The 21,507-nt window shown below is 70.3% G+C and carries 21 protein-coding genes; 11 read left to right on the top strand and 10 right to left on the bottom strand.

Going from position 1 to position 21,507, the window contains the following annotated elements:
- Window positions 1-159 precede the first annotated feature (159 nt).
- Window positions 160-996 carry a GntR family transcriptional regulator gene (locus ACSBPG_RS23450; RefSeq protein WP_435539648.1) on the top strand — a complete coding sequence of 279 codons (837 nt, stop codon included), beginning with the start codon at window positions 160-162 and terminating at the stop codon, window positions 994-996.
- A 123-nt stretch (window positions 997-1,119) separates the two neighbouring features.
- Here the strand turns inward: ACSBPG_RS23450 and ACSBPG_RS23445 are convergent, their stop codons facing one another.
- From ACSBPG_RS23445 to ACSBPG_RS23435, 3 genes are all read right to left on the bottom strand, one after another.
- Window positions 1,120-2,001: an alpha/beta hydrolase gene (locus ACSBPG_RS23445; protein ID WP_435539647.1), complete on the bottom strand. Its 882-nt coding sequence runs from the start codon at window positions 1,999-2,001 to the stop codon at window positions 1,120-1,122.
- A complete protein-coding gene (locus ACSBPG_RS23440) occupies window positions 1,998-2,186 on the bottom strand; it encodes a hypothetical protein (protein ID WP_435539646.1) in 189 nt (62 codons plus the stop codon). The genes ACSBPG_RS23445 and ACSBPG_RS23440 overlap by 4 nt, the downstream gene beginning before the upstream one ends.
- A gap of 72 nt (window positions 2,187-2,258) precedes the next feature.
- Window positions 2,259-2,642: a hypothetical protein gene (locus ACSBPG_RS23435; RefSeq protein WP_435539645.1), complete on the bottom strand. Its 384-nt coding sequence runs from the start codon at window positions 2,640-2,642 to the stop codon at window positions 2,259-2,261.
- An 83-nt stretch (window positions 2,643-2,725) separates the two neighbouring features.
- Here ACSBPG_RS23435 and ACSBPG_RS23430 point away from each other — a divergent pair, with 83 nt between their 5' ends.
- Window positions 2,726-3,031: a DUF6166 domain-containing protein gene (locus ACSBPG_RS23430; protein ID WP_435539644.1), complete on the top strand. Its 306-nt coding sequence runs from the start codon at window positions 2,726-2,728 to the stop codon at window positions 3,029-3,031.
- A gap of 103 nt (window positions 3,032-3,134) precedes the next feature.
- Here ACSBPG_RS23430 and ACSBPG_RS23425 read toward each other — a convergent pair whose 3' ends face one another.
- Window positions 3,135-3,926 (bottom strand): sterol desaturase family protein, encoded by a 792-nt coding sequence (locus ACSBPG_RS23425; protein ID WP_435539643.1) that lies wholly within the window; start codon window positions 3,924-3,926, stop codon window positions 3,135-3,137.
- Between the two features lie 266 nt (window positions 3,927-4,192).
- Here ACSBPG_RS23425 and ACSBPG_RS23420 point away from each other — a divergent pair, with 266 nt between their 5' ends.
- Window positions 4,193-5,302, top strand: a complete 1,110-nt coding sequence (locus ACSBPG_RS23420; RefSeq protein ID WP_435539642.1) for a Zn-dependent alcohol dehydrogenase — start codon at window positions 4,193-4,195, stop codon at window positions 5,300-5,302.
- A gap of 55 nt (window positions 5,303-5,357) precedes the next feature.
- Here ACSBPG_RS23420 and ACSBPG_RS23415 read toward each other — a convergent pair whose 3' ends face one another.
- The 3 genes from ACSBPG_RS23415 to ACSBPG_RS23405 form a co-directional block, all read right to left on the bottom strand.
- Window positions 5,358-7,034 (bottom strand): dihydroxy-acid dehydratase, encoded by a 1,677-nt coding sequence (locus tag ACSBPG_RS23415; protein WP_435539641.1) that lies wholly within the window; start codon window positions 7,032-7,034, stop codon window positions 5,358-5,360.
- A 92-nt stretch (window positions 7,035-7,126) separates the two neighbouring features.
- On the bottom strand, window positions 7,127-8,497 hold the full coding sequence (locus ACSBPG_RS23410; RefSeq protein WP_435539640.1) for an FAD-dependent oxidoreductase: 1,371 nt from the start codon (window positions 8,495-8,497) through the stop codon (window positions 7,127-7,129).
- Window positions 8,498-8,603: 106 nt separating this feature from the next.
- Complete coding sequence (locus ACSBPG_RS23405; protein WP_435539639.1) at window positions 8,604-9,293, bottom strand: GntR family transcriptional regulator; 690 nt, start codon at window positions 9,291-9,293, stop codon at window positions 8,604-8,606.
- Window positions 9,294-9,917: 624 nt separating this feature from the next.
- Here ACSBPG_RS23405 and dctP point away from each other — a divergent pair.
- The 3 genes from dctP (at window position 9,918) to ACSBPG_RS23390 (ending at window position 12,905) form a co-directional block, all read left to right on the top strand.
- Window positions 9,918-10,967 carry a TRAP transporter substrate-binding protein DctP gene (gene dctP, locus ACSBPG_RS23400; RefSeq protein WP_435539638.1) on the top strand — a complete coding sequence of 350 codons (1,050 nt, stop codon included), beginning with the start codon at window positions 9,918-9,920 and terminating at the stop codon, window positions 10,965-10,967.
- A gap of 128 nt (window positions 10,968-11,095) precedes the next feature.
- Complete coding sequence (locus ACSBPG_RS23395; RefSeq protein ID WP_435539637.1) at window positions 11,096-11,590, top strand: TRAP transporter small permease subunit; 495 nt, start codon at window positions 11,096-11,098, stop codon at window positions 11,588-11,590.
- A gap of 1 nt (window position 11,591) precedes the next feature.
- A complete protein-coding gene (locus ACSBPG_RS23390; RefSeq protein ID WP_435539636.1) occupies window positions 11,592-12,905 on the top strand; it encodes a TRAP transporter large permease in 1,314 nt (437 codons plus the stop codon).
- A gap of 45 nt (window positions 12,906-12,950) precedes the next feature.
- Here the strand turns inward: ACSBPG_RS23390 and ACSBPG_RS23385 are convergent, their stop codons facing one another.
- Both ACSBPG_RS23385 and ACSBPG_RS23380 read right to left on the bottom strand, forming a co-directional pair.
- A complete protein-coding gene (locus ACSBPG_RS23385) occupies window positions 12,951-14,018 on the bottom strand; it encodes a GDP-L-fucose synthase family protein (protein ID WP_435539635.1) in 1,068 nt (355 codons plus the stop codon).
- 209 nt (window positions 14,019-14,227) lie between these two features.
- On the bottom strand, window positions 14,228-14,950 hold the full coding sequence (locus tag ACSBPG_RS23380; protein ID WP_435539634.1) for a FadR/GntR family transcriptional regulator: 723 nt from the start codon (window positions 14,948-14,950) through the stop codon (window positions 14,228-14,230).
- 125 nt (window positions 14,951-15,075) lie between these two features.
- Here ACSBPG_RS23380 and ACSBPG_RS23375 point away from each other — a divergent pair, with 125 nt between their 5' ends.
- The 4 genes from ACSBPG_RS23375 (at window position 15,076) to ACSBPG_RS23360 (ending at window position 19,288) form a co-directional block, all read left to right on the top strand.
- Window positions 15,076-16,290 (top strand): mandelate racemase/muconate lactonizing enzyme family protein, encoded by a 1,215-nt coding sequence (locus tag ACSBPG_RS23375; protein ID WP_435539633.1) that lies wholly within the window; start codon window positions 15,076-15,078, stop codon window positions 16,288-16,290.
- 164 nt (window positions 16,291-16,454) lie between these two features.
- A complete protein-coding gene (locus ACSBPG_RS23370) occupies window positions 16,455-17,432 on the top strand; it encodes a TRAP transporter substrate-binding protein (protein ID WP_435539632.1) in 978 nt (325 codons plus the stop codon).
- A 109-nt stretch (window positions 17,433-17,541) separates the two neighbouring features.
- The gene (locus ACSBPG_RS23365) at window positions 17,542-18,033 is read left to right on the top strand and encodes a TRAP transporter small permease (RefSeq protein ID WP_435539631.1); all 492 of its coding nucleotides are present in this window, start codon (window positions 17,542-17,544) and stop codon (window positions 18,031-18,033) included.
- A 10-nt stretch (window positions 18,034-18,043) separates the two neighbouring features.
- Window positions 18,044-19,288 carry a TRAP transporter large permease gene (locus ACSBPG_RS23360; RefSeq protein WP_435539630.1) on the top strand — a complete coding sequence of 415 codons (1,245 nt, stop codon included), beginning with the start codon at window positions 18,044-18,046 and terminating at the stop codon, window positions 19,286-19,288.
- An 84-nt stretch (window positions 19,289-19,372) separates the two neighbouring features.
- Here the strand turns inward: ACSBPG_RS23360 and ACSBPG_RS23355 are convergent, their stop codons facing one another.
- A complete protein-coding gene (locus ACSBPG_RS23355) occupies window positions 19,373-20,302 on the bottom strand; it encodes a LysR family transcriptional regulator (RefSeq protein WP_435539629.1) in 930 nt (309 codons plus the stop codon).
- A gap of 167 nt (window positions 20,303-20,469) precedes the next feature.
- On the opposite strand from ACSBPG_RS23355, the gene ACSBPG_RS23350 reads away from it, so the two are divergent.
- Entirely contained in the window at window positions 20,470-21,432 is a 963-nt protein-coding gene (locus tag ACSBPG_RS23350; protein WP_435539628.1) for a TAXI family TRAP transporter solute-binding subunit, read from the top strand.
- The last annotated feature ends 75 nt before the right edge of the window (window positions 21,433-21,507 follow it).

Genomic DNA, 21,507 nt, shown 5'->3' with positions numbered 1-21,507 from the left:
GGTGGAACCATCGCGGAGGGGCCATCACATTGGACTGACCGATCTGCCATTGATATGCCTGATGGAAATCAGTCTCTCGCGGCGCGCAGAGCCGTCTTGACCTCGCCCGCCGCCACAACCCATATCGAGACCTGTGGACACCGAGGACGACCTCACGACATGCCACGTACGAAGCAAGGGGCGGCGGCCAGGCCGTCGCCCGCGGAGAAGGCCGACGGCGCCGGGGCGCCGGCGCCGGTCAAGGCTGGTCCGCCGGCCGGCGGCCGGCGCCGTTCCGCCGGGCCGGAGCCGGTGCCGGTCGAGATGCTGCCGGACCAGACGGCCCTGGCCGAACCGCCGCCGCCGGAGGAGGAGCCGGGCGACGGGACCATGACCGACCGGGCCTACCGGCAACTGGAGGAGCTGATCGTCACGTTGCAGCTGCCGCCGGGCACCGTGCTGTCGGAGCAGACCCTGGCGAACCGGCTCGCGATCGGCCGCACACCGATCCGCGAGGCGCTGCAGCGGCTGGCCCGGGAGGGGCTGGTGGTGATCCTGCCGCGCCGCGGCATCCTGGTGTCGGAGATCAACCTGCGCACCCAGTTGCGGCTGCTGGAGGTGCGGCGGGAGCTGGAACGCCTGATGGCGCGCACCGCCGCCGAACGGGCCACCGCCGCCGAGCGCAAGGAGTTCGCGGAGATCGCCGCCGGCATGCGCCAGGCGTCGGACGAGGAGGACGACATCGCCTTCATGCGGCTCGACCGGCAGCTCAACACCCTGATCTCCCTGGCCGCCCGCAACGAGTTCGCGACCCGGTCGATGGGGCTGATGCACGGGCTGTCGCGCCGCTTCTGGTACCAGCACTACAAGCAGGTGGCGGATCTGCCGCTGTGCGCCCGGCTGCACGCCGACGTGGCCGACACCATCGCCCGGCGGGACGCGGCCGCCGCCGCCGCCGCGTCCGACGCCCTGATCGACTACATCGAGGACTTCGCGCGCCGCACCCTGTACGCCTGAACGTGCGCGCGTGAACGGGCGGCGCCGGAGCGGGCGCCCGCCCGCCTCACGCTGGAGCGGGAACACTCCCGGTGGAATCACCGGGAGTGTTCCCGCTCTAAATTCAAATGTTTAGAGCAAGATTCACGCTTTTGGCCGGATCGGCCAAAAGCGATCTTGCTCTAGCGCCGGCAGGGCGGTGGCGAGGCGCCCGTCGGGCCGGGCGAGCTGGTCGAGGATCGAGAAGTGGTTCTCCCCCTCCAGGGGCAGCAGGGTCGCCGGCGTGCCCGCCGCCGCCAGGGCGGCGTGGTAGTCGCGCGACTGGCGCTGCAGTTCGGGCAGCTCGCCGGTGCCGTAGGCGATCGTCACCGGCAGCACGCGGCCCGGCGGGTGGCGGATCGGGCTCAGCGCCGCCGCCTCCCGCTCCGTCAGGCGCAGATCCTCGTTCATGGTGGCGAGCCGGCAGGGCTCCAGGTCGAAGATGCCGCTGACGCACAGGCAGGCGTCGATCTCCGGCAGGGCGAGATGGACGGCGCTCAGGTGCGCCCCGGCCGACCACCCCGCCAGCACCAGCCGGCCGCCGCCCACGCCGTGCGTCGGGCCGGCGGTGCGCAGGAAGCGGATGGCGTCGCGAATCTCGCCGGCGATCGCCGTCAGGCTCGCCTCGGGCGCCAGGGTGTAGCCGATCAGCGCGACGTCGAAGCCGTGGGCCATCGGCCCCACCGCCATGCCGGCGAACATCTCCTTGCCGTTGCGCCGCCAGTAGCCGCCATGGACGAAGGCCAGCAGGGGCGCCCCGGCGTCGCCGCACCGGAACAGGTCGATCCGGTTGCGGGGGCGGGGGCCGTAGGCGAGGTCCAGGAGGCCGGGGTGGCGCCGGCGCAGCGCCGCCCCCGCGTCGGCGTGACGTTGCAGCGTCGCCGCACCCGCCGGCACGGCGCCGAGATTGTCGTAGGCCCGGTCGAGCGCCGCGGTGTCCATGGCGCGCCAGCCGGCCGCGGGCGCGCCGCCGCCGCCCTGGCTCACTTCCGGCCGCCCTTGGCGTCGCGCGTGACCTCGGGGAACACCCACAGCGCCACCGTCATGAAGATGCCGAGGAACAGGACGGCGTATTTGGGGCCGGTCTGACCCACGGCGTCCTGGAACACGTAGGCCGCGACCATGACGAGCAGGACGGCGACGGAGAGCGTGAGCTTGATGGGGAAGGGCATCGTGGCCTCCTTCGGGTGGACCGGTGCCGCGCGGCCCCGGTCGGTATGGCAGGGATCGGGTTGGTCGGGCGCTCAGAGCACCGCCGGCGCGCCGTGCAGCAAGGACAGCGCGGCGAGCTGGGCGGCCAGCAGGGCCGCCAGTCCCGGACGCCCGTCGCGCCAGCGGGGCGGCAGGACGTCCAGCAGCAGCGGCGCGAACAGGAAGACGAGGCCGCCGCCGATCACCAGCGAGGTCCAGCGCAGCTCGTCCCAGCCGTAGAGCGCCGTACCCGCCAGGAGCGGCGGCAGCGCCGCCAGATTGGCGGCGATCAGCGCCAGGCCGCCCGCCGCCCGTGCCGGTTGCGGGCGCAGGGACAGCGGAAACATGCCGGCGACCACCAGCACGGCGAGGCAGCCGACGGCGAACAGGAGGCCGAACCACGCCAGCGCGAGAATGTTGGGTTCTATCTCGTTCATCGCTCCCCCGCACTGCTTGACGTACGGATGATATGTCAGTTATATTTCTATGGCAAGCCAATCTTGAGCAGCAGGATATCAGCATGAGCAGGACCTACCGGGGCGACCGCACCATCGACGGGGTGATGGTGACCGTCGACGGCCAGCCGCTGGCCCACCGCACCGACCTGAAGTCGATCGCCGGCGAGGATTTCGAGTGGAGCTACGAGGGCGACGCGCCCAACCAGCTGGCGCTGGCGATCCTGGCCGACCATCTGGGCGACCAGCGCGCGCTGGCACTCCACGACCGCTTCATGCGCGACGTGGTGGCGAACTTCAGCAACGAGTGGGAAATGACCTCGGCCGACATCGACGCGTTCGTGGAATCGCTGACCGACGCCGCGGCGTGACGGCGCCCGACCGCAGACCGTCGAAGGGGGCGCCGCGGCCGCGGCGCCCCCTTTTCGCTGCCCTTTTCCGCACGGCGGGCACGGCCGCCGGCGCCCGCCGGCATCACTCGGCCGCGACCATCGCCTTCGCAGCGCGGGGCTTGGGCGTGCGCGAGGTCTTGCGCATGTCCCGCTTCACGTAGCGCGTGTCGTAGCCGTTGAACAGGTGACCCCACAGGCCGCGGTCGAGATCGGAGGTGCCGAACAGCCAGTCCATGATCGGGAAGGTCAGGTTCATGTTCCGCTCCATCATGATCGACTGGTCGTGGTGGGCGGTGTGATGGCGGCGGTTGGTGTTGATGAACGGCACGTTGCGCACGAACCAGTTCTCGTCCACGTGGGTGCAGAAGTGCATGAACTCGTAGATCAGGTACATCGAGGTGGTGGTCGTGATGAACAGCCAGCCGATGTTGGCCGTGAACAGCCACGCCGCCGCCAGTGCCATCGGGATCGACATCAGGGTGAAGGTCGCCAGGGCGTAGGGCGGGAAGAACGTGACGCGCCAGTCGTGATGACCGGCGAAGCGCATCTCCTCCTCGGTGAAGAACTGGTGGTGCATCAGCGTGTGGCGGTTGTAGATCGCCCGCAGTGCCGGGATGTGCGACGGCCGGTGCATCACATAGCGGTGCAGGAACCATTCGAAGAAGTTGCAGCCGATGAAGGTGACCGGGACGATCGCCAGCTCCCACCACTTCAGGTCGTCGACGTTCGACAGGTAGATGTAAAGCGCCGTGAAGCCGATGGTGTAGATGATGAAGACGTGAAGCCATCCGTTGTACCAACCGGCCACGCGCTCCCGGTACGTCGAGCGGTACTTGCGCTGGCGGTCGGTCATGACCGTTTGCGTGAGTTCCATGAGGCGCCTCCTTCGACCTTGGCTGAGGTTCGTCCGGGCGGGGCGGCGTGGCCGCCGGCCCGATCTGACATATCAGCAGCCTATCAGTGACGTTTCTTGATGTCCACAACAATCGGGCCAGCGCATGGTTGCCGTCGCCGGAACGGGGGCTTGAAGAATATCAGTGATATGTTAGTCTTGTCCGGGCTGCATCTCACGCTGCGCCCGCCGCGGGACCGGCCGACCGGCGGGACCGCTCGCGACTGACTTCACGGGATTGAAACGCCATGCCTTTGGACTATCGGGCCGCCGTCCTTCACGAGGCCGGGACGCCGCTGCGGATCGAGACGGTCACCGCTCCCGAGCTGCGGCCGACCGACGTTCTCGTGCGCGTCCGCGCCGCCGGCCTCTGCCACACCGACCTGGAGGTGATTCAGGGGCAGCTGCGCTACCCCATGCCGATCGTCCTCGGCCACGAGGCGGCGGGGGAGGTGGTCGCGGTCGGCGAGGCGGCGACCGGCGTCAGGCCCGGCGACCACGTGGTGCTGTCCTGGAATCCCCACTGCGATCACTGCTTCTATTGCGATCGCGACCTGCCCATCCTGTGCGAGACGTACCAGCGCGAAGGGCCCCGGGCGATGCAGTTCGACGGTGCGTCCCGGGCGCGCTTGCGCGACGGGACCGAGCTGCATCACCTGATGTTCCTCGGCGCCTTCGGCGAATACTGCATCGTGCCGGACCAGTCCGCCGTCCCCGTCCCCGAGGCCGTGCCCTTCGACGTCGCCTGCCTGATCGGCTGCGGGGTGATGACGGGGGCCGGGGCCGCCCTCAACATCGCCGAGATCGCCCCGGGGGACAGCGTGATGGTGGTGGGCTGCGGCGCGGTCGGGCTTGCCGCGGTGCAGGGCGCGCGCCTTGCCGGGGCGGGCTCGGTCATCGCCGTCGACCTCGACGACGGCAAGCTGGAGCTGGCCGCCCGCCTCGGCGCCAGCCACGGGGTCAACGCGCGGCGCGCCGACACGGCCGAGGCGGTGCGGGCGCTGACCGGCGGGCGCGGCGCCGACGTGGTGCTGGAATCCGCCGGCAGCCCGGCCGCGTTCCGCGCCACGGTCGAGGCGGTGCGCCCGGGCGGCCAGGTGATCTGGCTCGGCAAGACCGACGTCCAGTCGGACATCGCCTTCCGCTGGGGCGCGCTCATGGGCGAGAAGCGCATCCGCCGCTCCAGCTATGGCGGGGCCCGGCCGACGCGGGACTTCCCGATGCTGGCCCAGGCCTACGTCGACGGCCGGCTGAAGCTCGACGAGCTGATCACGCAGCGCATCGCCTTGGACGACATCAACGAGGGCTTCGCGTCGCTCGCCCGCGGCGAGGCGATCCGCAGCGTCGTGATCTTCTGAGCGGACGGCCCGGGCGGCTCGCCGCCGAGCCGCCCGGGCCGTCCGGATCGCCGTCTCACCAGCCGCGGTTGCCGAGCACCGCGCCCTTGGAGAGCGGCTGGACGAGCTGGCCGTAGAGCGACAGCCAGCCGTGCCGTTCCGGCGGCGGCGGCGTCCAGTCGGCGCGGCGGGCCTCCAGCTCCGCGGCCGGGACGCGCAGGACCAGCGACCGGGCGTCGAGGTCGATGGCGATGGGATCGCCGTCCCGGACCAGGCCGAGCGGTCCGCCCTCGGCCGCTTCCGGCATGACCTGCCCCACGGTGATGCCGCTGTTGAGGCCCGACAGCTCGCCGTCGGTCACCACCGCGACGCCGCCGCCCAGGCCCGCCCCCACCAGCGCCGCCATGAAGCTGCAGGCGAAGACGGTGCCGGGACCGCCCTTGGGGCCCATGTTGCGCAGCACGATGACCTGACCGCGACGGATGGCGCCGGTCTCCAGCCCCTGGATGGCCAGATCCTCGTCCTCGAACACCTGGGCCGGCCCCTCGAATCGGCGCACCTCCGGCGGCACCGCCGACAGCTTCACCACGGCGCCGTCCGGGGCGAGGTTGCCGCGCACGATGATCAGCCCGGGTTCGCCGCGGAAGGGGCGGGAGAGGGGGCGGATGACCCGCTCGTCGGGCGGCGCCACCGTCTCCAGGTTCTCCCCCAGGGTGCGTCCGGTCACCGTCATGACGTCGAGGTCGAGGGCGGCGCGGAGCTGCCGCATGGCGCCGGCGCAGCCGCCGGCGGCGTCCAGGTCCTCGATGCGGTCGGGACCGTTGGGACGGACCCGGGTGATCTGGACGGCGCCTTCGGACAGGCGTTCGTACTCGGCGACCACGTCGATGGGGCATTGGCTCTCGATGGCGATGGCGGTGAGGTGCCGCACCGTGTTGACCGAGCAGCCCAGGGCCTGCGCCACGCGGATGGCGTTGCGGAAGGCGCCGGGCGTCAGGATGCGGCGGGGCCGCAGGTCGCCGGCGATCAGCTCGACGATGGCGCGCCCGGCGCGCTCGGCATACTCGTACAGCCGCTCGCCGTTGGCGCGGATCGGCGCGTTGCCGGTCAGCGCCATGCCCAGGGCCTCGGCCAGCACGTGCATGGAGTTGGCGGTGGCCAGCCCGGCGCACACGCCGGGACCCTTGATGGCGTGGCAGGACATGGCGGTGAGCTCATCCAGGGAGATCTGCCCGGACTTGTAGGTGCCGACGCTGTTGTACAGTTCCTCGATGTCGACGGACCGGCCGGCGCACTGGCCGCCCAGCTGATAGCCGCAGGCCAGCACCAGCGACGGCAGGTCGAGGCGTCCGGCGGCCATGAGCTGGCCGGGCGTCGTCTTGTCGCACGACGCCAGCAGCACCATGCCGTCGAGCTCCGCCCCTTCCACCTGCACCTCGACGTCGTTGACCAGCAGGTCGCGCGACGGCATCAGGTAGCGGGCCTTGCGCCCGGCCGAGGTGACGAAGTCGGAGGGGGCCACGGTGCGGATCTCGAAGGGCAGGCCGCCGGCGTCGCGGATGGCCGTCTGCACCGCCCGGCTGACCTCGTCGAGGTGCTGGTAGCACACGGACAGGCCGCTGGACGAGTTGACCACCGCGATCTTCGGCTTGTGGAAGTCCTCCTCCTTGATCCCCATCGCCAGCCACTGGGCCCGGCGCACGGCCCAGCGGGTGGTGCCGGGTTCGAACTCGCTGCGCAACTTTCGGGTCATCGTCGTTCCTCTCGCGGTCGGCGGCACGCGCCGGTCACATCCGGTTCGGGGTGGGAGGCGGCCCGACGCCGCCCCCGGCGGGGGGTTGCCGGCTAAAGCGCGCTGCCGTTTCGCGTCATGGCGGCGCGCACGGCCGCGACGTCCAGGTCGCGCAGTGCTGCGTCGTCGTCGATGGACATCACCGCCGCGACCGCGGCGGCGTGGCCGTACTCGAAGCACTGGGCGGTGACCCGGGCCGACGCCAGGGCCTCGTGCTCGGCGCTCAGGCAGCGGCCGGCGACCACGACGTTCTCCGCCGTCTCGGGGACCAGGGCGTGGTAGGGCACCTCGTACCAGTCGTCGAGCAGCCAGTGCAGCTTGGGCCGGTCGCCGACGTGCAGCTCGATCGGCCAGGGCACGCGGCAGATGCCGTCGCCGCGCTTGCGCCCGCCGACCACGTCGGCGTTGCGCAGCGTCTCGACGCCGGCGATCGTCCGGGTCTGCCGCACCCCGGCCTCCACCCCGGTGTCGACGACGTGGCTCGCGGCGCAGCCCGGCACGTGGTCGGCGAGGAAGCGGGCGTAGTCGCGCACCTGACGGCGGCCGAGGATCTCGGCCTCGGTGAAGTCGGCGGGGTCGACGACGTTGAGCATGCGGCCGTCGCGGCCGCTGAGCCGGGTGGCGTTGACCATCAGCTCGCCCGGCCGGGTGGTCGGGAAGACCCAGATCTTGTGCCGCGGCAGATGGTAGGCGCCGGACGCGTCGGCCGCCTGCAGCGCCTCGGTCAGCTTGGGCGGGCAGATGGTGTCGTCGCCCCACCAGGCGAGGAACCGCGCCATGTCGACGTTGCCGAGGCGGAAGAACATGGTCGGGTTCTGCACCCGGCCGTCGTCGCCGAACCGGCAGCGGTGGCCGCCGCGCGCCAGCACGGCGGCGTCGCCCGAGGCGTCGACGATCCGGCGCGCCAGAATGGTGGAACGCCCGGCCTTGGACTCGATCACCACGCCGCGGTAGGCGTCGCCGTCGGTGAGGACGCCGGTGACGGCGGTGTGGAACAGCACGCGCACGCCGGCCTCCTCCAGGAAGGCGTCGGCCGTCTCGCGCCACATCAGGGGATCGTGGGTGACGGTGAAGGTCTTGCCGTAGACCTGGGGTTCGGTCAGGCCGCCGCGGGCGGCGAGCGCGGCGCGGAACCGCTCGGTGAAGCCGAAGACGACCTGTTCGGGGGCGTTGCGCCGGTCGCTGGCCAGATACATGCCGCAGATGGTGCCGGACATCCCGGCCACCGCGGCGCCGCCGCAGAAGCCGTACTTTTCCAGGAGCAGCACGGACTTGCCGGCCTCGGCCGCGACCGTCGCCGCGGCCACGCCGGCGGCGCCGCCGCCGACCACGAGCACGTCGACACGGGCCAGCACCGGCAGGCCGGGGGCATCATCGAAACGGCATGCGGTGGTCCATCCGGGAAAGGGATTGGTCTGATCCATGAGTGATCGCATCTTGATATATCATCAGTCCATCAAACATAGACCAGTCGGCGGCGGCTGTCGACGCCTTTTCCGGGGGCGACGTCCGGTCGGGGAGTCCCCCCGTTCACGCCGTCGGCGCCAGGGCCGCCGAGGGGGCCGGGGCGTCGCCGCGGCGCAGGGTGCGGTACGCGAAGTCGGTGAGATAGTCGTTCAGCGCCAGCGACGCCGCCGCCGCCGCCGCCTCGTCGCCGCAGGCGACCGCCCGCAGGGTGGCCGCGTGCAGGCGGGCGCCGCTGCGCAGCTCCGCCCGCCGGTCCTTCAGGTTGGCGAACCAGAAGCGGCGCGACAGGCCCTGGAGGGGCATCATCGCCAGCTGCAGGTACTCGTTCTGGGCGGCGGCGCCGACGCTGTCGTGGATCGCCTTCAGAAGCTCGCCGAAGGCGTGGATGTCGTCGGTGTCCTCCAGGCGCTCCAGGTCGGCCGCCAGTCCCAGCATCGCCCGCCGCTGCTCCGCGGTGGCGCGGTGGGTCGCCATGCGCACGGCCAGCTCCTCCACCGCCCGCCGCAATTCCAGGAGCTTCAACTGCACCTCGACCGACACCGGCGGGATGACGATCCCGCGGCGGGGATGGATCTCGACCATCCGTTCCAGGGCCAGGCGCTGCAGGGCCTCGCGCACCGGCGTGCGGCCCAGCCCGGTCACATCCATCAGGGTCCCCTCCGACACCATGGAGCCGGGCTTCAGCTCCTGGAAGGTGATCATGCGGACGATCCGGTCGTAGGCGCGGTCGGTCTTGTTGGCGGACGACGGCATTGGCTTCTCCTGGCTGTGCCGGCGGCGGTCGGCGGGGTCGGCGGCGTCGATGGCCGAAAGGTATCGACAAACCCCGGCGCCGGCAATAAGCTGATCAGCGAATGATATATCTAGACACGATCAAGCGTTCACCACTGGGCGTCGCAGCGCGCGGGGTTTGCCATCCCTGTTCGCGGTGCCGCCGCCGCAGATTGGTGGACGGTTGACGTGGGAGAGATGTCCCAGCGTTCGGCGGCCGGCATGCGGACCCGCTCCGGTCCGCCGCGCGCCGGCCGTGGACGGCAGGGCGGGAGGCTGCCGGCGGGATGGGGCGGCCGCCTCCGGGGCAGGGGAAACGTTCTCCCGTCCAGCGGGACGCCACCGAAAGGCGCCCTCCGCGTCCGTCGTCGTGCGCAAGGCGACGGGTGGTTCCATCCGTGTCCGATGCCACCGAATCCGAAGGTCGGGCGGCGGCGGTGCGCCGGAACTCGAAGGCGCGATTGCTTCGCGGTCCGTACAAATGCGTTGACGGACTGCTTCGGCCAGAACTAGCATGCCGATGAACTATCGGTGAGATATCAGGTCGTGCGCAGTTGTGCGCCAGGTGGCGTGCCGGTCGACGGCCCGATGCACGGGGAGGGAAAAATGAAACGCATGTGGACATACGCCGCCGGCCTGGTCGCGGCACTGCTTATCGGCGGGCCGGCGGACGCCGCCGACACCTACAAGTGGAAGATGGCGACGGGCTGGGCCGGCGGTCCGCTGATGGACTACGGCGCCAAGGCGTTCGCGGAGCGTCTGGAGCAGCTGACCGACGGGCGCATCCAGGTCCAGGTCTTCACCGGCGGCGCCCTGGGCAACGCCTTGAAGGTGTCGGAGACCGTCAAGAACGGCGTCGCCGAACTGGGGCACACCTGGATGGGCTACGACTGGGGCAAGGACCCCACGGTGGTGCTGTTCGGCGGTTACGCCGGCAGCCCGGACAGCGAGCGCATGCTGCACTGGCTCTACGCCGGCGGCGGCGCCGAGCTGCAGCGTCAGTACCGCGAGGAGAAGTTCGGCGTCGTCTCCTTCCCGCTCTTCATCCGGCCGGCCGAGGTGTTCCTGCACTCCCGCAAGCCGGTCCGCACGCTCGCCGACCTGAAGGGCCTGAAGCTGCGCACGGCCGGTGCCTGGCTGGAGATGGCCAAGGAACTGGGGGCCTCGCCGGTGACCACCGCCGGCGGCGACGTCTTCCCCATGCTGGAGCGCGGCGTCATCGACGCCACCGAATGGGGGACGCTGTCGGAGAACATTCCCACCGGCTTCCACAAGGTGGCCAAGTACGTGATCGTTCCCGGCGTGCACCAGCCGGTCGCCCCGTTCGAGCTGGTCGTCAACAAGGACGCCTTCGCGTCCCTGTCGGAGGAGGACCAGAAGCTGGTCGCGCTCGCCGCCAAGCTCGTCACCTTCGAAAGCTGGCTCAAGGTCGGCCAGGACGACGCCAAGGCGCTCGAGTTCTACCGCAGCCAGGGCAACGAGGTGATCGAGCTCGACGCCGAGGTCCAGCAGCAGACCCGGGACATCGCGGCCAAATGGGCCAAGGAGACCGCCGCGGACAACTCCTGGTTCAGCAAGACGCTGGACTCGCAGCAGGCGTTCGACGCCCTGTGGCACGATGCCCCGCACTACCGCAATCTGAAGCTGAAGGACTGACGTCGCGGGAGGCGGGGCGGCCCCCGCCTCCGTCCTGGAACCCGTGGGACGGGGAGTCTTCCAACATGAAGTGGTTTGTCACAGCCGTCGACCGGCTCACCGGCGCGACCGGTGTGTTGGGCGCCTGGATGGTTGCCCCGCTGGCCCTGGCGATCGGGTACGAGGTGTTCTCCCGGTACGTGATGGGCGCGCCGACGATCTGGGCGTTCGAGCTCGGCTACATGCTGACCGGCGCGAACTTTCTCCTGGGCGCCCCGCTGGTGCTGCGCATGGATGGCCACATCCGGGTCGACGTGCTGTACGGGCGCTATTCGGAGCGCGCCCGCGCGCTGGTCAACGCGCTGACCCACATCCTCATCGTCATTCCGTTCAGCGCCTGGCTGGCCTGGAGCCTGTGGCACTACGCGCTCGACGCCTACGTCAGCGGCGAGGGCAGCGGGATGTCGGCCTGGAACCCGCCGGTCTGGCCGTTCCGCACCGTCTTCTTCGTGTCGTTCGCGGTGCTGGGCCTGCAGGCGCTGGCCGAGCTGGTGCGCTGTCTGGACGTCCTTTTCGCCCGTTCGGGCGCGGCCGAGGGCGCCGCGCTGGGCTTCGAAACCGGCACGCAGCCGCGGGGGCAGTGAGATGGGGTTCCTGGCGCTCTACATGTTTCCGGGCCTGCTCGGCGCGCTGCTGATCGGGGTCCCCGTCGCCTTCGCCATGTTCGGCGTGGCCATGTCGTTCGGCTACATCGTCTTCCAGGACGCGATCATCTACCAGCTGATCGAGAAGGTCGAGGACGTCGCCTCGAACTACGTGCTCGCCGCGGTGGCGCTGTTCGTCTTCATGGGCTGCATGCTGGAACGCGCCGGCGTCGCCGAGCGCCTGTTCGAGGCGGTCCACCTGTGGACGCGGCGCATACCCGGCGGGCTGGCCGCGGGCACGGTGCTGATGTGCATCGTCTTCGCCGCCTCCAGCGGCGTCGTCGGCGCCACCGAGGCGGTGGTCGGCCTGCTGGCCATCCCGGTGATGCTGAAGAACCGCTACGACAAGGGGCTGATCGCGGGCACCATCTGCGCCGGCGGCTCGCTCGGCACGATCATCCCGCCGTCGGTGGTGGTGGTGGTGATGGGCCCCCTGGCCAACGTCTCGGTCGGCGATCTGCTGGTCGGCATGGTGATCCCCGGCCTGATCATGGCCGGCCTCTATCTCGTGTACATCGTCCTGCGCTGCGTGCTCCAGCCGTCCGCCGGTCCGGTCGTCCACGAGGAGGACCCGATGCCGCTGTCGGTCAAGCTGCGGATCACGGCGACGGCGCTGGTCCCGCCCATGTGCATGATCGTGGCGGTGCTGGGCTCGATCATGACGGGCGTCGCCGCCCCGACCGAGGCGGCGGCCCTCGGCGCCCTCGGCAGCGTGCTGCTCAGCGCGTTCTACGGCACCTTCTCCTGGTCGGTGCTGAACGAGGCGATCATGAAGACGGTGCAGATCACCGCCATGATCATGATGATCCTGCTGGCCGGCAGCATGATGACCGGCGTCTTCATCTCCGCCGGCGGCGTCACCCTGACCCAGGAGCTGGTCGAGACGATGAATCTCGGCTCATGGGGGCTGCTGTTCCTGATCCTGGGGCTGGCCTTCGCCGCCGGCTTCTTCCTCGACTGGATCTCGATCGTCCTGATCATGATCCCGCTGTTCACGCCGTTGGTGGTGGCCCAGGGCTTCGACCCCGCCTGGTTCTGCATCGCGTTCCTGGTGGTCATCCAGACCAGCTACCTCACGCCGCCGATGGCGCCCGCCATCTTCTATCTCCGCGGCATCGCCCCGCCGGAGATGACGACGCGCGACATGTACCTGGGCGTCCTGCCGTTCATCGGGCTCCAGGCGATCACCCTCGCCATCGTCCTGGCGTTCCCGCAGACGGTCCTGTGGCTGCCGTCCAAGCTGCTGGGGTTCTAGAGCGGGATCACTCCGGGTGGAATCACCTGGAGTGTGAATCTTGCTCTAGGCGCCGTCGCGGGGGCCGTCGCGGTCTCGCCCCCGCCCTTCCCGTGTCGCGCACGGGGAGGGCGGGGGCAAACACGCCGAGCGCCCGCCGTCGCCGTCGCGAAACCGGCCGCCGCCGGCGAGGAAATCCGCGTAGGCCATCCGCAGGCCCGCCCGCAGCGGCGTGCGCGGGCGCCATCCCAGGGCGGTCAGCCTGGACGAGTCCAGCAGCTTGCGGGGCATGCCGTCGGGCTTGCTGGTGTCGAAGGTGACGAGCCCGCGAAAGCCGACGACGTCCGCCACCAGCCGCGCGAAGGCGGCGATGGTGGTCTCCTCGCCGCTGCCGACGTTGAGGAACATCTCGCCGGAGTAGCGTTCCAGGGCGAACGCGCAGGCGTCGGCGAGATCGTCGACGTAGAGGAACTCACGGAGCGGCGCTCCGGTGCCCCAGATGGCGACCCGGTCCACCGCCGCCTCCTTGGCCTCGTGGAAGCGCCGGATCAGGGCCGCGGGGACGTGGCTGTGCAACGGGTGGTAGTTGTCGCCGGGGCCGTAGAGGTTGGTCGGCATCAGCGCGATGAAGTCGCGGCCATGCTGGCGGCGGTAGGCCTGGCAGAGCTTGATGCCGGCGATCTTGGCGACGGCGTACCACTCGTTGGTCGGCTCCAGCGGCCCGGTCAGGAGCTGGTCCTCGGCGATCGGCTGCGCCGCCTGGCGGGGGTAGGCGCAGGACGAACCGAGGAAGAGCAGCTTGCGCACGTCGGCGAGGTGCGCCCCGTGGATGATGTTCGCCGCGATGACCAGGTTGTCGTGCAGGAAATCGGCGGGCAGGCTGGCGTTTGCATGTATGCCGCCGACCTTCGCCGCCGCCACCACCACCGCGTCGGGGCGGACGTCGGCGAGCCAGTCCCGGACCGCCGCCTGATCGCTCAGGTCGAGGTGATCGCGGCCGACGGTCAGGACGTCCGCGCCGGCCGCGCCGAGGCGGCGGACGAGCGCGGAGCCGACCATCCCCCGGTGCCCGGCGACCCAGACGCGCCGGCCCTCCAGGGGGAAGGGGATGGGCTGGCCGTGGTCCGACGTCATGGCGCTGGAATTCTCGTGGTGTGGCGGCAAGATCACGTCTCCGCTGGGCCGCGCCGGACTGGCCGGCGGCCGTCCGGCCTGGGCCGCGCCGCGGCGGCGTCGACACAGTAGCGCGCTTCGGGCTCCCGGGCGGAGGAAATCCGGCGTCGGGTTCAGGGCCGGTGCCGGCCATTGGACCGGCCCGGCCGGACCCGCTCAGAGGATCGAGCTCAGAGGGTCGAGTTCGCGATGCGCAGGCTCGCGTCGGCCAGCAGTTCCTGCATCGCCTTGCGCGCCCGGTCCGGGTCGCGCGCCTCGATGGCGTCCGCCACCGCTTCGTGCAGCTTGAGCGAGGAACGGTTGTTCTCGGGGCGCGGGTTGGTGACGCGGATGCTCGCCTGCAGCCCGGCGAAGATGACGGCCTCCAGCGCGTCGAGGAACTCGTTCTCGGCCGCACGCAGCACGGCGGCGTGGAAGGCGGCGTCCGCCACGACATAGCCGTCGGCGCTGTCCACCACCTCCTGCATGGCCTGGTACGCGGCGCGGATCGACTTGCAGGCGCGCAGGTCGGCCCGTTCGGCGGCGAGGGCGGCCACTTCGGGCTCGATGATCCGCCGCACCTCGAGGAGCTGCTGCAGCACCTCCCGCGTCGGCGTGATGGTCTGCTGCCACGCCAGGAGATCGGAATCGAGGCGCTGCCAGCGCTTGCGCGGCAGGACCGTGGTGCCCCGACGGGGCCGCACCTCGATGAGACCCTTCGCGGCGAGGATCTTGACCGCTTCGCGGACGACCGTGCGGCTGACGCCCAGCTGCTCGCACAGCGACGGCTCGTCGGGCAGCGTGTCGCCCGGCTTCCAGTCGCCGCGAATCACGCTGGTGCCGATCTCCCGCGCGACATGCTGGGACAGGTTCCGCGGAACGCGTTCCTGGAACGTCGGGTCGGTGGTTTTCATCATACCTTTCCATACCGCAGCTCCGGCGGGTTCGTCAAATCCTACCCGCCGACATTCAGGCTTGACAGCGCTCCTCGTGGGCTCGTAGCCTTTTCATATTATGAAAATATGAAGAGAGGACGAGAATGTCCGGGGCGCAAGCGAAGTCGGACGGCACGGCCCGAGCGGGGATCGGTGCGGTGCGGATCACGGCGATCCGCAGCCACATCCTCAGCTATCCGATGGACGTCGAACTCGGCTATTCGCAGCAGTACTATCGGGCGCGCACCGCTCACCTCGTCGAGGTGGAGACCGACGGCGGCCTCACCGGCTGGGGCGAGTGCTTCGGCCCGGGCAACGTCGCCCTCGGCAACCGGGCAATCGTCGAGAAGACGATCGCGCCGATGCTGCTCGGCGAGGACGCGCTCGCCCGCGAGGCGCTCTGGCACAAGGTGTACAACGCGCTGCGCGACCACGGGCAGAAGGGCATGCCGCTCCAGGCGCTGTCGGGCATCGACATCGCCCTGTGGGACATCGCCGGCCAGGCGGCGGGGTTGCCGCTCTATCGGCTGCTGGGCGGGCCGTGCCGCGAGCGGGTGCCGGTCTACGGCTACGGCATGATGCTGCAGCGCGTGCCCGACCTCGCGGACCGCTTCCGCGAGGAGGCCGCGGTGCTCGGGCAGGAGCCTTTCGTCGGCGTCAAGATGAAGGTCGGCCGCGGCCCGCGGGAGGACATCGCACTGGTCGAGGCGGTGCGCGACGCGCTGCCCGACGACAAGCTCCTGATGGTCGACGCCAACCACTGCTACTCCATCCGCGAGGCGGTGTCCGTGGGGCGCGCCCTCGACCGTCTCGGCGTGTACTGGTTCGAGGAGCCGCTGGCGCCCGAGGACCGGGTCGGCTACCGCGAGCTGCGCACGGCGATCGACACCAACGTCGCCGGCGGCGAGGCGGAGTTCAGCCGCTTCGGCTTCCGGGACCTCCTGGCCGACCGGTGCGTCGACATCCTGCAGCCGGAGGTCTGCGGGCTGGGCGGCATCACCGAGTACCTGAAGGTGACGGCGCTGGCCGCGGCGCAGCTCGTGCCGGTGGTCAACCACGTCTGGGGATCGGCGGTCGCCGTGGCGACGAACATGCATCTGCTGATGACGCTCCCCGACATGCCGGGCGGCGCCCACCCCATCCCGCCGATGCTGGAGTTCGACACCACGCCGAACCGCTTCCGCGACGAGCTGCTGACCGAGCCGCTGGCCATCCGTGAGCAGCTGCGCGAGCACGGCGCGGTCCGCCCGCCGGAGCGTCCCGGCCTGGGCATCGCCCCGGACCGCGACTTCATCAAGGCCTACGCCGTCGCCGCCTAGAGCAAGATCGCTTTTGGCCGATCCGGCCAAAGCCGTGAATCTTGCTCTGAACATTTGAATTCAGGGCGGGATTCACACTCCAGGCGATTCCACCTGGAGTGATCCCGCTCTAGACGCCCGCCGCGGGCATGGCCGACCGGAACCAGAAACCCCAAGGAGGAAACATGAAGATTTGGACCTTGCTGCCGCTCGCCGCGCTCCTGGCGTCGGGCACCGCCCAGGCGGCCGATTTCACGTTGCGCGTCGGCGTGGTCACGCCGACCGACCATCCCCACAGCGTCTCCGCCCGCGAGTTCGAGCGGATCGTCGAGGAGAAGAGCGGCGGCCGGATCGACGTCGCCGTCCACGACAACGGCACCCTCGGCTCCAACCCCGAACTGCTCGACGGCGTGAAGGCCGGCGTCATCGACATCTGCATCAACACCCCGGGCGTGATGGCGGAGTACGCCAACGTCACCGGCATCCTCGAGCTTCCGTACGTCTTCCAGTCGATCGACCACATGCTGGCGGTGACGCGGGGCGAGATCGGCAAGGAGATCGCCAAGACGTACGAGGAAAAGGCCGGCATGGCGATCCTCGCCTATTTCGGCGGGGCCGAGCGCAACATGATCACCCGCTCCAAGCCCATCGCGTCGATCGACGATCTGGCCGGGCTGAAGATGCGCACCTGGGAATGGGACGTCATCCTGGGCTGGTGGTCGTCCCTCGGCGCGTACGGTGCGGTCGTCGCCTTCCCGGAAACCTACTCCGCGCTGCAGACCGGCGTCGTGGACGGGGCGGAGAACGAGTACAGTACCTTCACCTCGGCGCGCTGGGCCGAGGTGGCGCCCTACGTCGCGCTGACCCAGCACAACGTCACGGTGCGGCCGGTGGTGATGAACCTGGCCTCGCTGGAGAAGCTCCCCGACGATCTCAAGGCGGTCGTGCGCGACGCCGCGCTCGAGGCGGCCGACTTCGACGTGGCGCTGGAGCAGAAGCTCGACCGGGAGAACAAGACCCGCCTCGAGAAGGAGTTCGGCGTCACCTTCACCAGCCCGGACAAGGCGCCCTTCATCGCCAAGACGGTGCCGGTGATCGACGCCTACGCCCAGAAGGAAGGGGTGACCGAACTGGCGGAGCGCATCCGCGCCGCCGCCAAGTGACGAGCGTGTCCGCTCGATCGCTCCGAGCGGACGGCCCCCGTCCACCCCGCAGCACCGACGTCCACTGATGGGAGGAGGCGGAAACGCAGGTTTCCGCCTTTTTCAGCCAATGCCCACCTTCTTCGACCGGCTGGAGCGCATCCTGAACGCCGTGATCGCCACCTTGACCGTCCTGCTCGTCTTCGTCCTCTTCGAGCAGGTGGTCCACCGCTACGTCTTCGGCGGAAGCTGGCCGGTCACCGGCTTCCTGATTCCCCTGTTCTTCGTCTGGCTGTCCATGGTCGGCAGCGCCATCGGGGTCCGGCGTGGCGTCCACTTCTCGGCCGACGTCATCGTCCCCGCCCTGCCGCCGGAACTGCGTCTGCCCTTCCGCCTCGTGCAGATCGCCCTGTCGGGGCTCGTCGGCATCCTGCTGGTCTGGACGGGGATCGGCTTCGTCGGCCTCGGCCTCGTCAAGTCGGACCCCTTCACCGGGTTTCCCATGGCGGCGACCTACGCGGCGCTGCCGGCCGGCGGTCTGCTCATGATCGTCTTCGCCCTGGAGATCGCGCTGCGCGGCGGCGAGCCCCTGCTCGACGAGACCCTGCGGGCGGAAAGCTGAGGGAGCCGGCATGTCGATCCTCGTCCTCTTCGCCGTCTTCACGGCGATCCTGATCATCGGCGCGCCCATCGCCGCCGGGCTGCTCCTGGCCTCGGCCGGGGTGATCGCGCTCGATCCCGGGCTCACCCTGTCGGTCCTGCCGCTGCGCCTGTTCTCCGGACTGAACAGCTTCCTCCTGCTGGCGGTGCCCGGCTTCATGTTCGCCGCCTTCCTGATGAACCGCATCGGCGTCACGCGCGACGTCCTGGCGCTCGCCGGCCTGCTGGTCGGCCGGCTGCGCGGCGGCCTCGGCCACGTCAACGTCGCCGGCAGCGTGCTGTTCGGCGGGATCTCCGGCTCCTCCACGGCGGACGTCGCCGGCGTCGGCGGGTTCCTCATCCCGGCGATGACGCGCAAGGGCTTCGACCCGGGATTCACGGCGGCGCTGACCGCGGCCTCGTCGGTCATCGGCAGCGTCATCCCGCCGAGCATCCTCATGGTCATCTACGGCGCGGCGGGGAACGTGTCGATCGGCGCCCTGTTCGTTGCGGGCTACATCCCGGGCCTCCTCATCGCCCTGCAGCAGATCCTCGTCGTCTGGTTCTACGCCCGCCGCCACAATCTGGAGGCCGAACGTCAGGAGCACAGCGCGGCCGACGTCCTCCTGATCCTGGCGCGCGCGCTCATCCCGCTGACGGCCGTGGTGGTGATCGTCGGCGGCATCCGCTTCGGCATCATGACGGCGACCGAGGCGGCGGCGGTCGGCGCGGTGTACGTGATGCTGCTCGGCGTGTTCGTCTACCGCAACCTGACCCTGCGGGTGCTCTACGAGACCGCGCTGCAGACCGGCATCCTCAGCGCCGCGGTGATGTTCTGCGTCGGCGCGGCGACGCTCTTCGGCTGGCTGCTCACCTACTACGACGTGCTGGGCGCGGTGCGCGGCGCCATCGACATGATGGCGGTCGGGCCGGTGCTGTTCCTGTTCGGCGTCGCCGCCATCTTCCTGGTGCTCGGCACCTTCCTCGACCCGGCGCCGGCCATGCTGATCTTCGTGCCGGTCCTGACGCCCGTCGCCATGACCCTGGGGGTCGACCCGGTCAAGCTCGGCCTGATCGTGGTCATGGCCCTCTCGGTCGGCAAGATCACCCCGCCCTACGGCATCAGCCTGATGCTCGCCTGCACCATCGCCAAGATCCCGCTGGAGCGCAGCCTCGGCTGGACCGGCGTCTTCGTGGCCTGCTACTGCGCCCTCATGGGGGTCATCATCCTCTGGTGAGGTCGTCGGGGCGGCCGCGGCCGCGGCCGCTGTCGTCGGGGCGGCCGCGGCTGCGGCCGCTGTCGTCGGGGCGGCCGCGGCCGGCTACGGCGCGCCGTCGCCGGCCGGCCGCTCCGGCGCCGCGCGCTCCCAGGGGGCGACCGGCGACAACGCCGCCTTGAGGTGGCCGATCAGGGCCTGGACGGCCGGGGTGGCCGGACGGTTGGCCGGAAGCGTCGCCTTGATCCAGAATTCGGGCAGCGGGTGGTCCTCCAGGACCGGCACCAGCCTGCCGCTTCCGATCAGCGACGCGCTGACGTATTCCGACGCGGCGGCGATGCCCATGCCCGCGGCGGCGGCGTCGACGATGAGCTGGCCGTCGTTCGAGCTCAGCCGCGGCGCCACCTCCAGCTCGATCGGCGCCGTCCCGGTGCGGAAGACCCACACCGCGCCGGACGGCATGAAGTTCAGGCAGGTGTGGTGGACGAGGTCGCGCGGACTCTCGGGCCGGCCGAAGCGCGCGAGATAGGCCGGCGAGGCGCACAGGAAGCGGCGCAGGCGGCACAGCGTGACGTCGGTGATCGTCCCGACGGTGACCGGGACGGCCCCGATCGACACGTCGAATCCCGATCCCTCCGAGACGATCGGGCGCTCGGAGATCACCAGCTCCAGCCGCACCTTCGGATGGGCCGTCAGGAAGTCCTGGATGATGGCGCCGAGGAACATCCGCGTCATGGTGACCGGGGCGCGGACACGGATGAAATCCTCGAGCTCCCGGCGCGTCTGGGGCGGGGCGATCAGATCGTCGATCTGGGCGACGATCGAGCGGCAGCGGTCGAGATGCTTGCGGCCCGCCTCGGTGAGCGTGAGGCTCCGCGTCGAGCGGCGGAACAGCTCGATCCCCAGCTGGTGCTCGAGCTGGTTGACCCGCTTGGTGACGACGGACGCCGCGACGCCGAGTTCGCGCGCCGCCTGCGAGAAATTGCCGGCGTCGGCGGTCGCCAGGAAGGCGCGAAGATTGAGATAGGTGTCCACGGTCTCCCCCGATCCGCGCCGCACCCGGCAGCCTCGAAAGGCGCGGCCCATTATGCTCCGAATCGCGTGAGCTGCTTTCGCACATACCTCTATTCCACACGAGATGGCGGCATGCAAGAAGGGGCCAAGAGCCCAAGAATGGCTGAATGGGGAAAGGAGGGACACCCATGAGGAACGTATGCGCGGCGCTGCTGTGCGCCCTGGCCCTGGCCGCCACGGCGGCGCCGGCGTCCGCCGAGGTGACGCGCGTGGTCATCGGCACGGCGGGCACCGCCGGCGCCCTGTACCCGATGGGCGTGGCCATGGCCGAAAGCATCAACCGCCACTCCGAGACCATACGCGCCTCGGCGGAAGCGACGGCCGGCTCGCTGGCGAACATCCGCAATCTCGCCAACGGCGAACTGCAATGGGCGATTTCCGCGAACGACGTCGCCTATCAGGCGTACACCGGTGCGGGAGCGTACGAAGGCAGGGCGGTCAAGGACCTGCAAGGCCTGTTCGGGACCGTCGGCAACTACGTGCAGGTCTTCGCGCCCGCCGACAGCGCCGTCGACTCGATCGCCGACTTCCGCGGCAAGCGGATCGGCGTCGGCGCGCCGGGCAGCGGCGGCGAGCAGGCGGCGCGGGCGCTGCTGGCGTACTTCGGCCTGTCCTACGACGACGTGGACGAGCAGTTCATGGAGGACGCCGACATGGCGACGGCCTTGCAGGACGGCCAGCTCGACGCGTTCATCATCACCCATCCCCTGCGCTCGGCGCCGTTGCTCGACCTGACGACGAGCTTCAGGACCAAGCTGGTCTCGATCGCCGACGACGGCTTCTACAAGCGGTATCCCTACTTCTCCAAGACCGAGGTCAAGGGCGGCACGTACGACCACATCGACGGCGCCGCCACGCTGCCGGTCAGCCGCATCGTGATGTACACGACCCCGGAATCCGGCCTGTCCGACGGGCAGGTCTACGAGATGCTCGGAATCATCTGGGATCACGCGTCCGAGTGGCAGGACGTGCACGCCGCCGTGAAGTCCAACGTCACCCTGGAACGCGCGCTGCAGGGCCTCGGCGGCATTCCGCTGCACCCCGCGGCGGCACGCTTCTACCGGGAGCGGGGGCTGGCGCTTCCCCAATAGAGAGCGTCGATCCGACGCGGGGCGGGACCGCCGTCCCGCCCGCCAGCGGCCTTCGATGCGCTTCCGATTTGGCCG

It is taken from the genome of Azospirillum sp. ST 5-10 (assembly GCF_051225715.1).
Lineage (GTDB): Bacteria > Pseudomonadota > Alphaproteobacteria > Azospirillales > Azospirillaceae > Azospirillum.
Note: the sequence above shows the minus strand (reverse complement) of the source record. Positions and strands in the feature narration are given on the sequence as shown.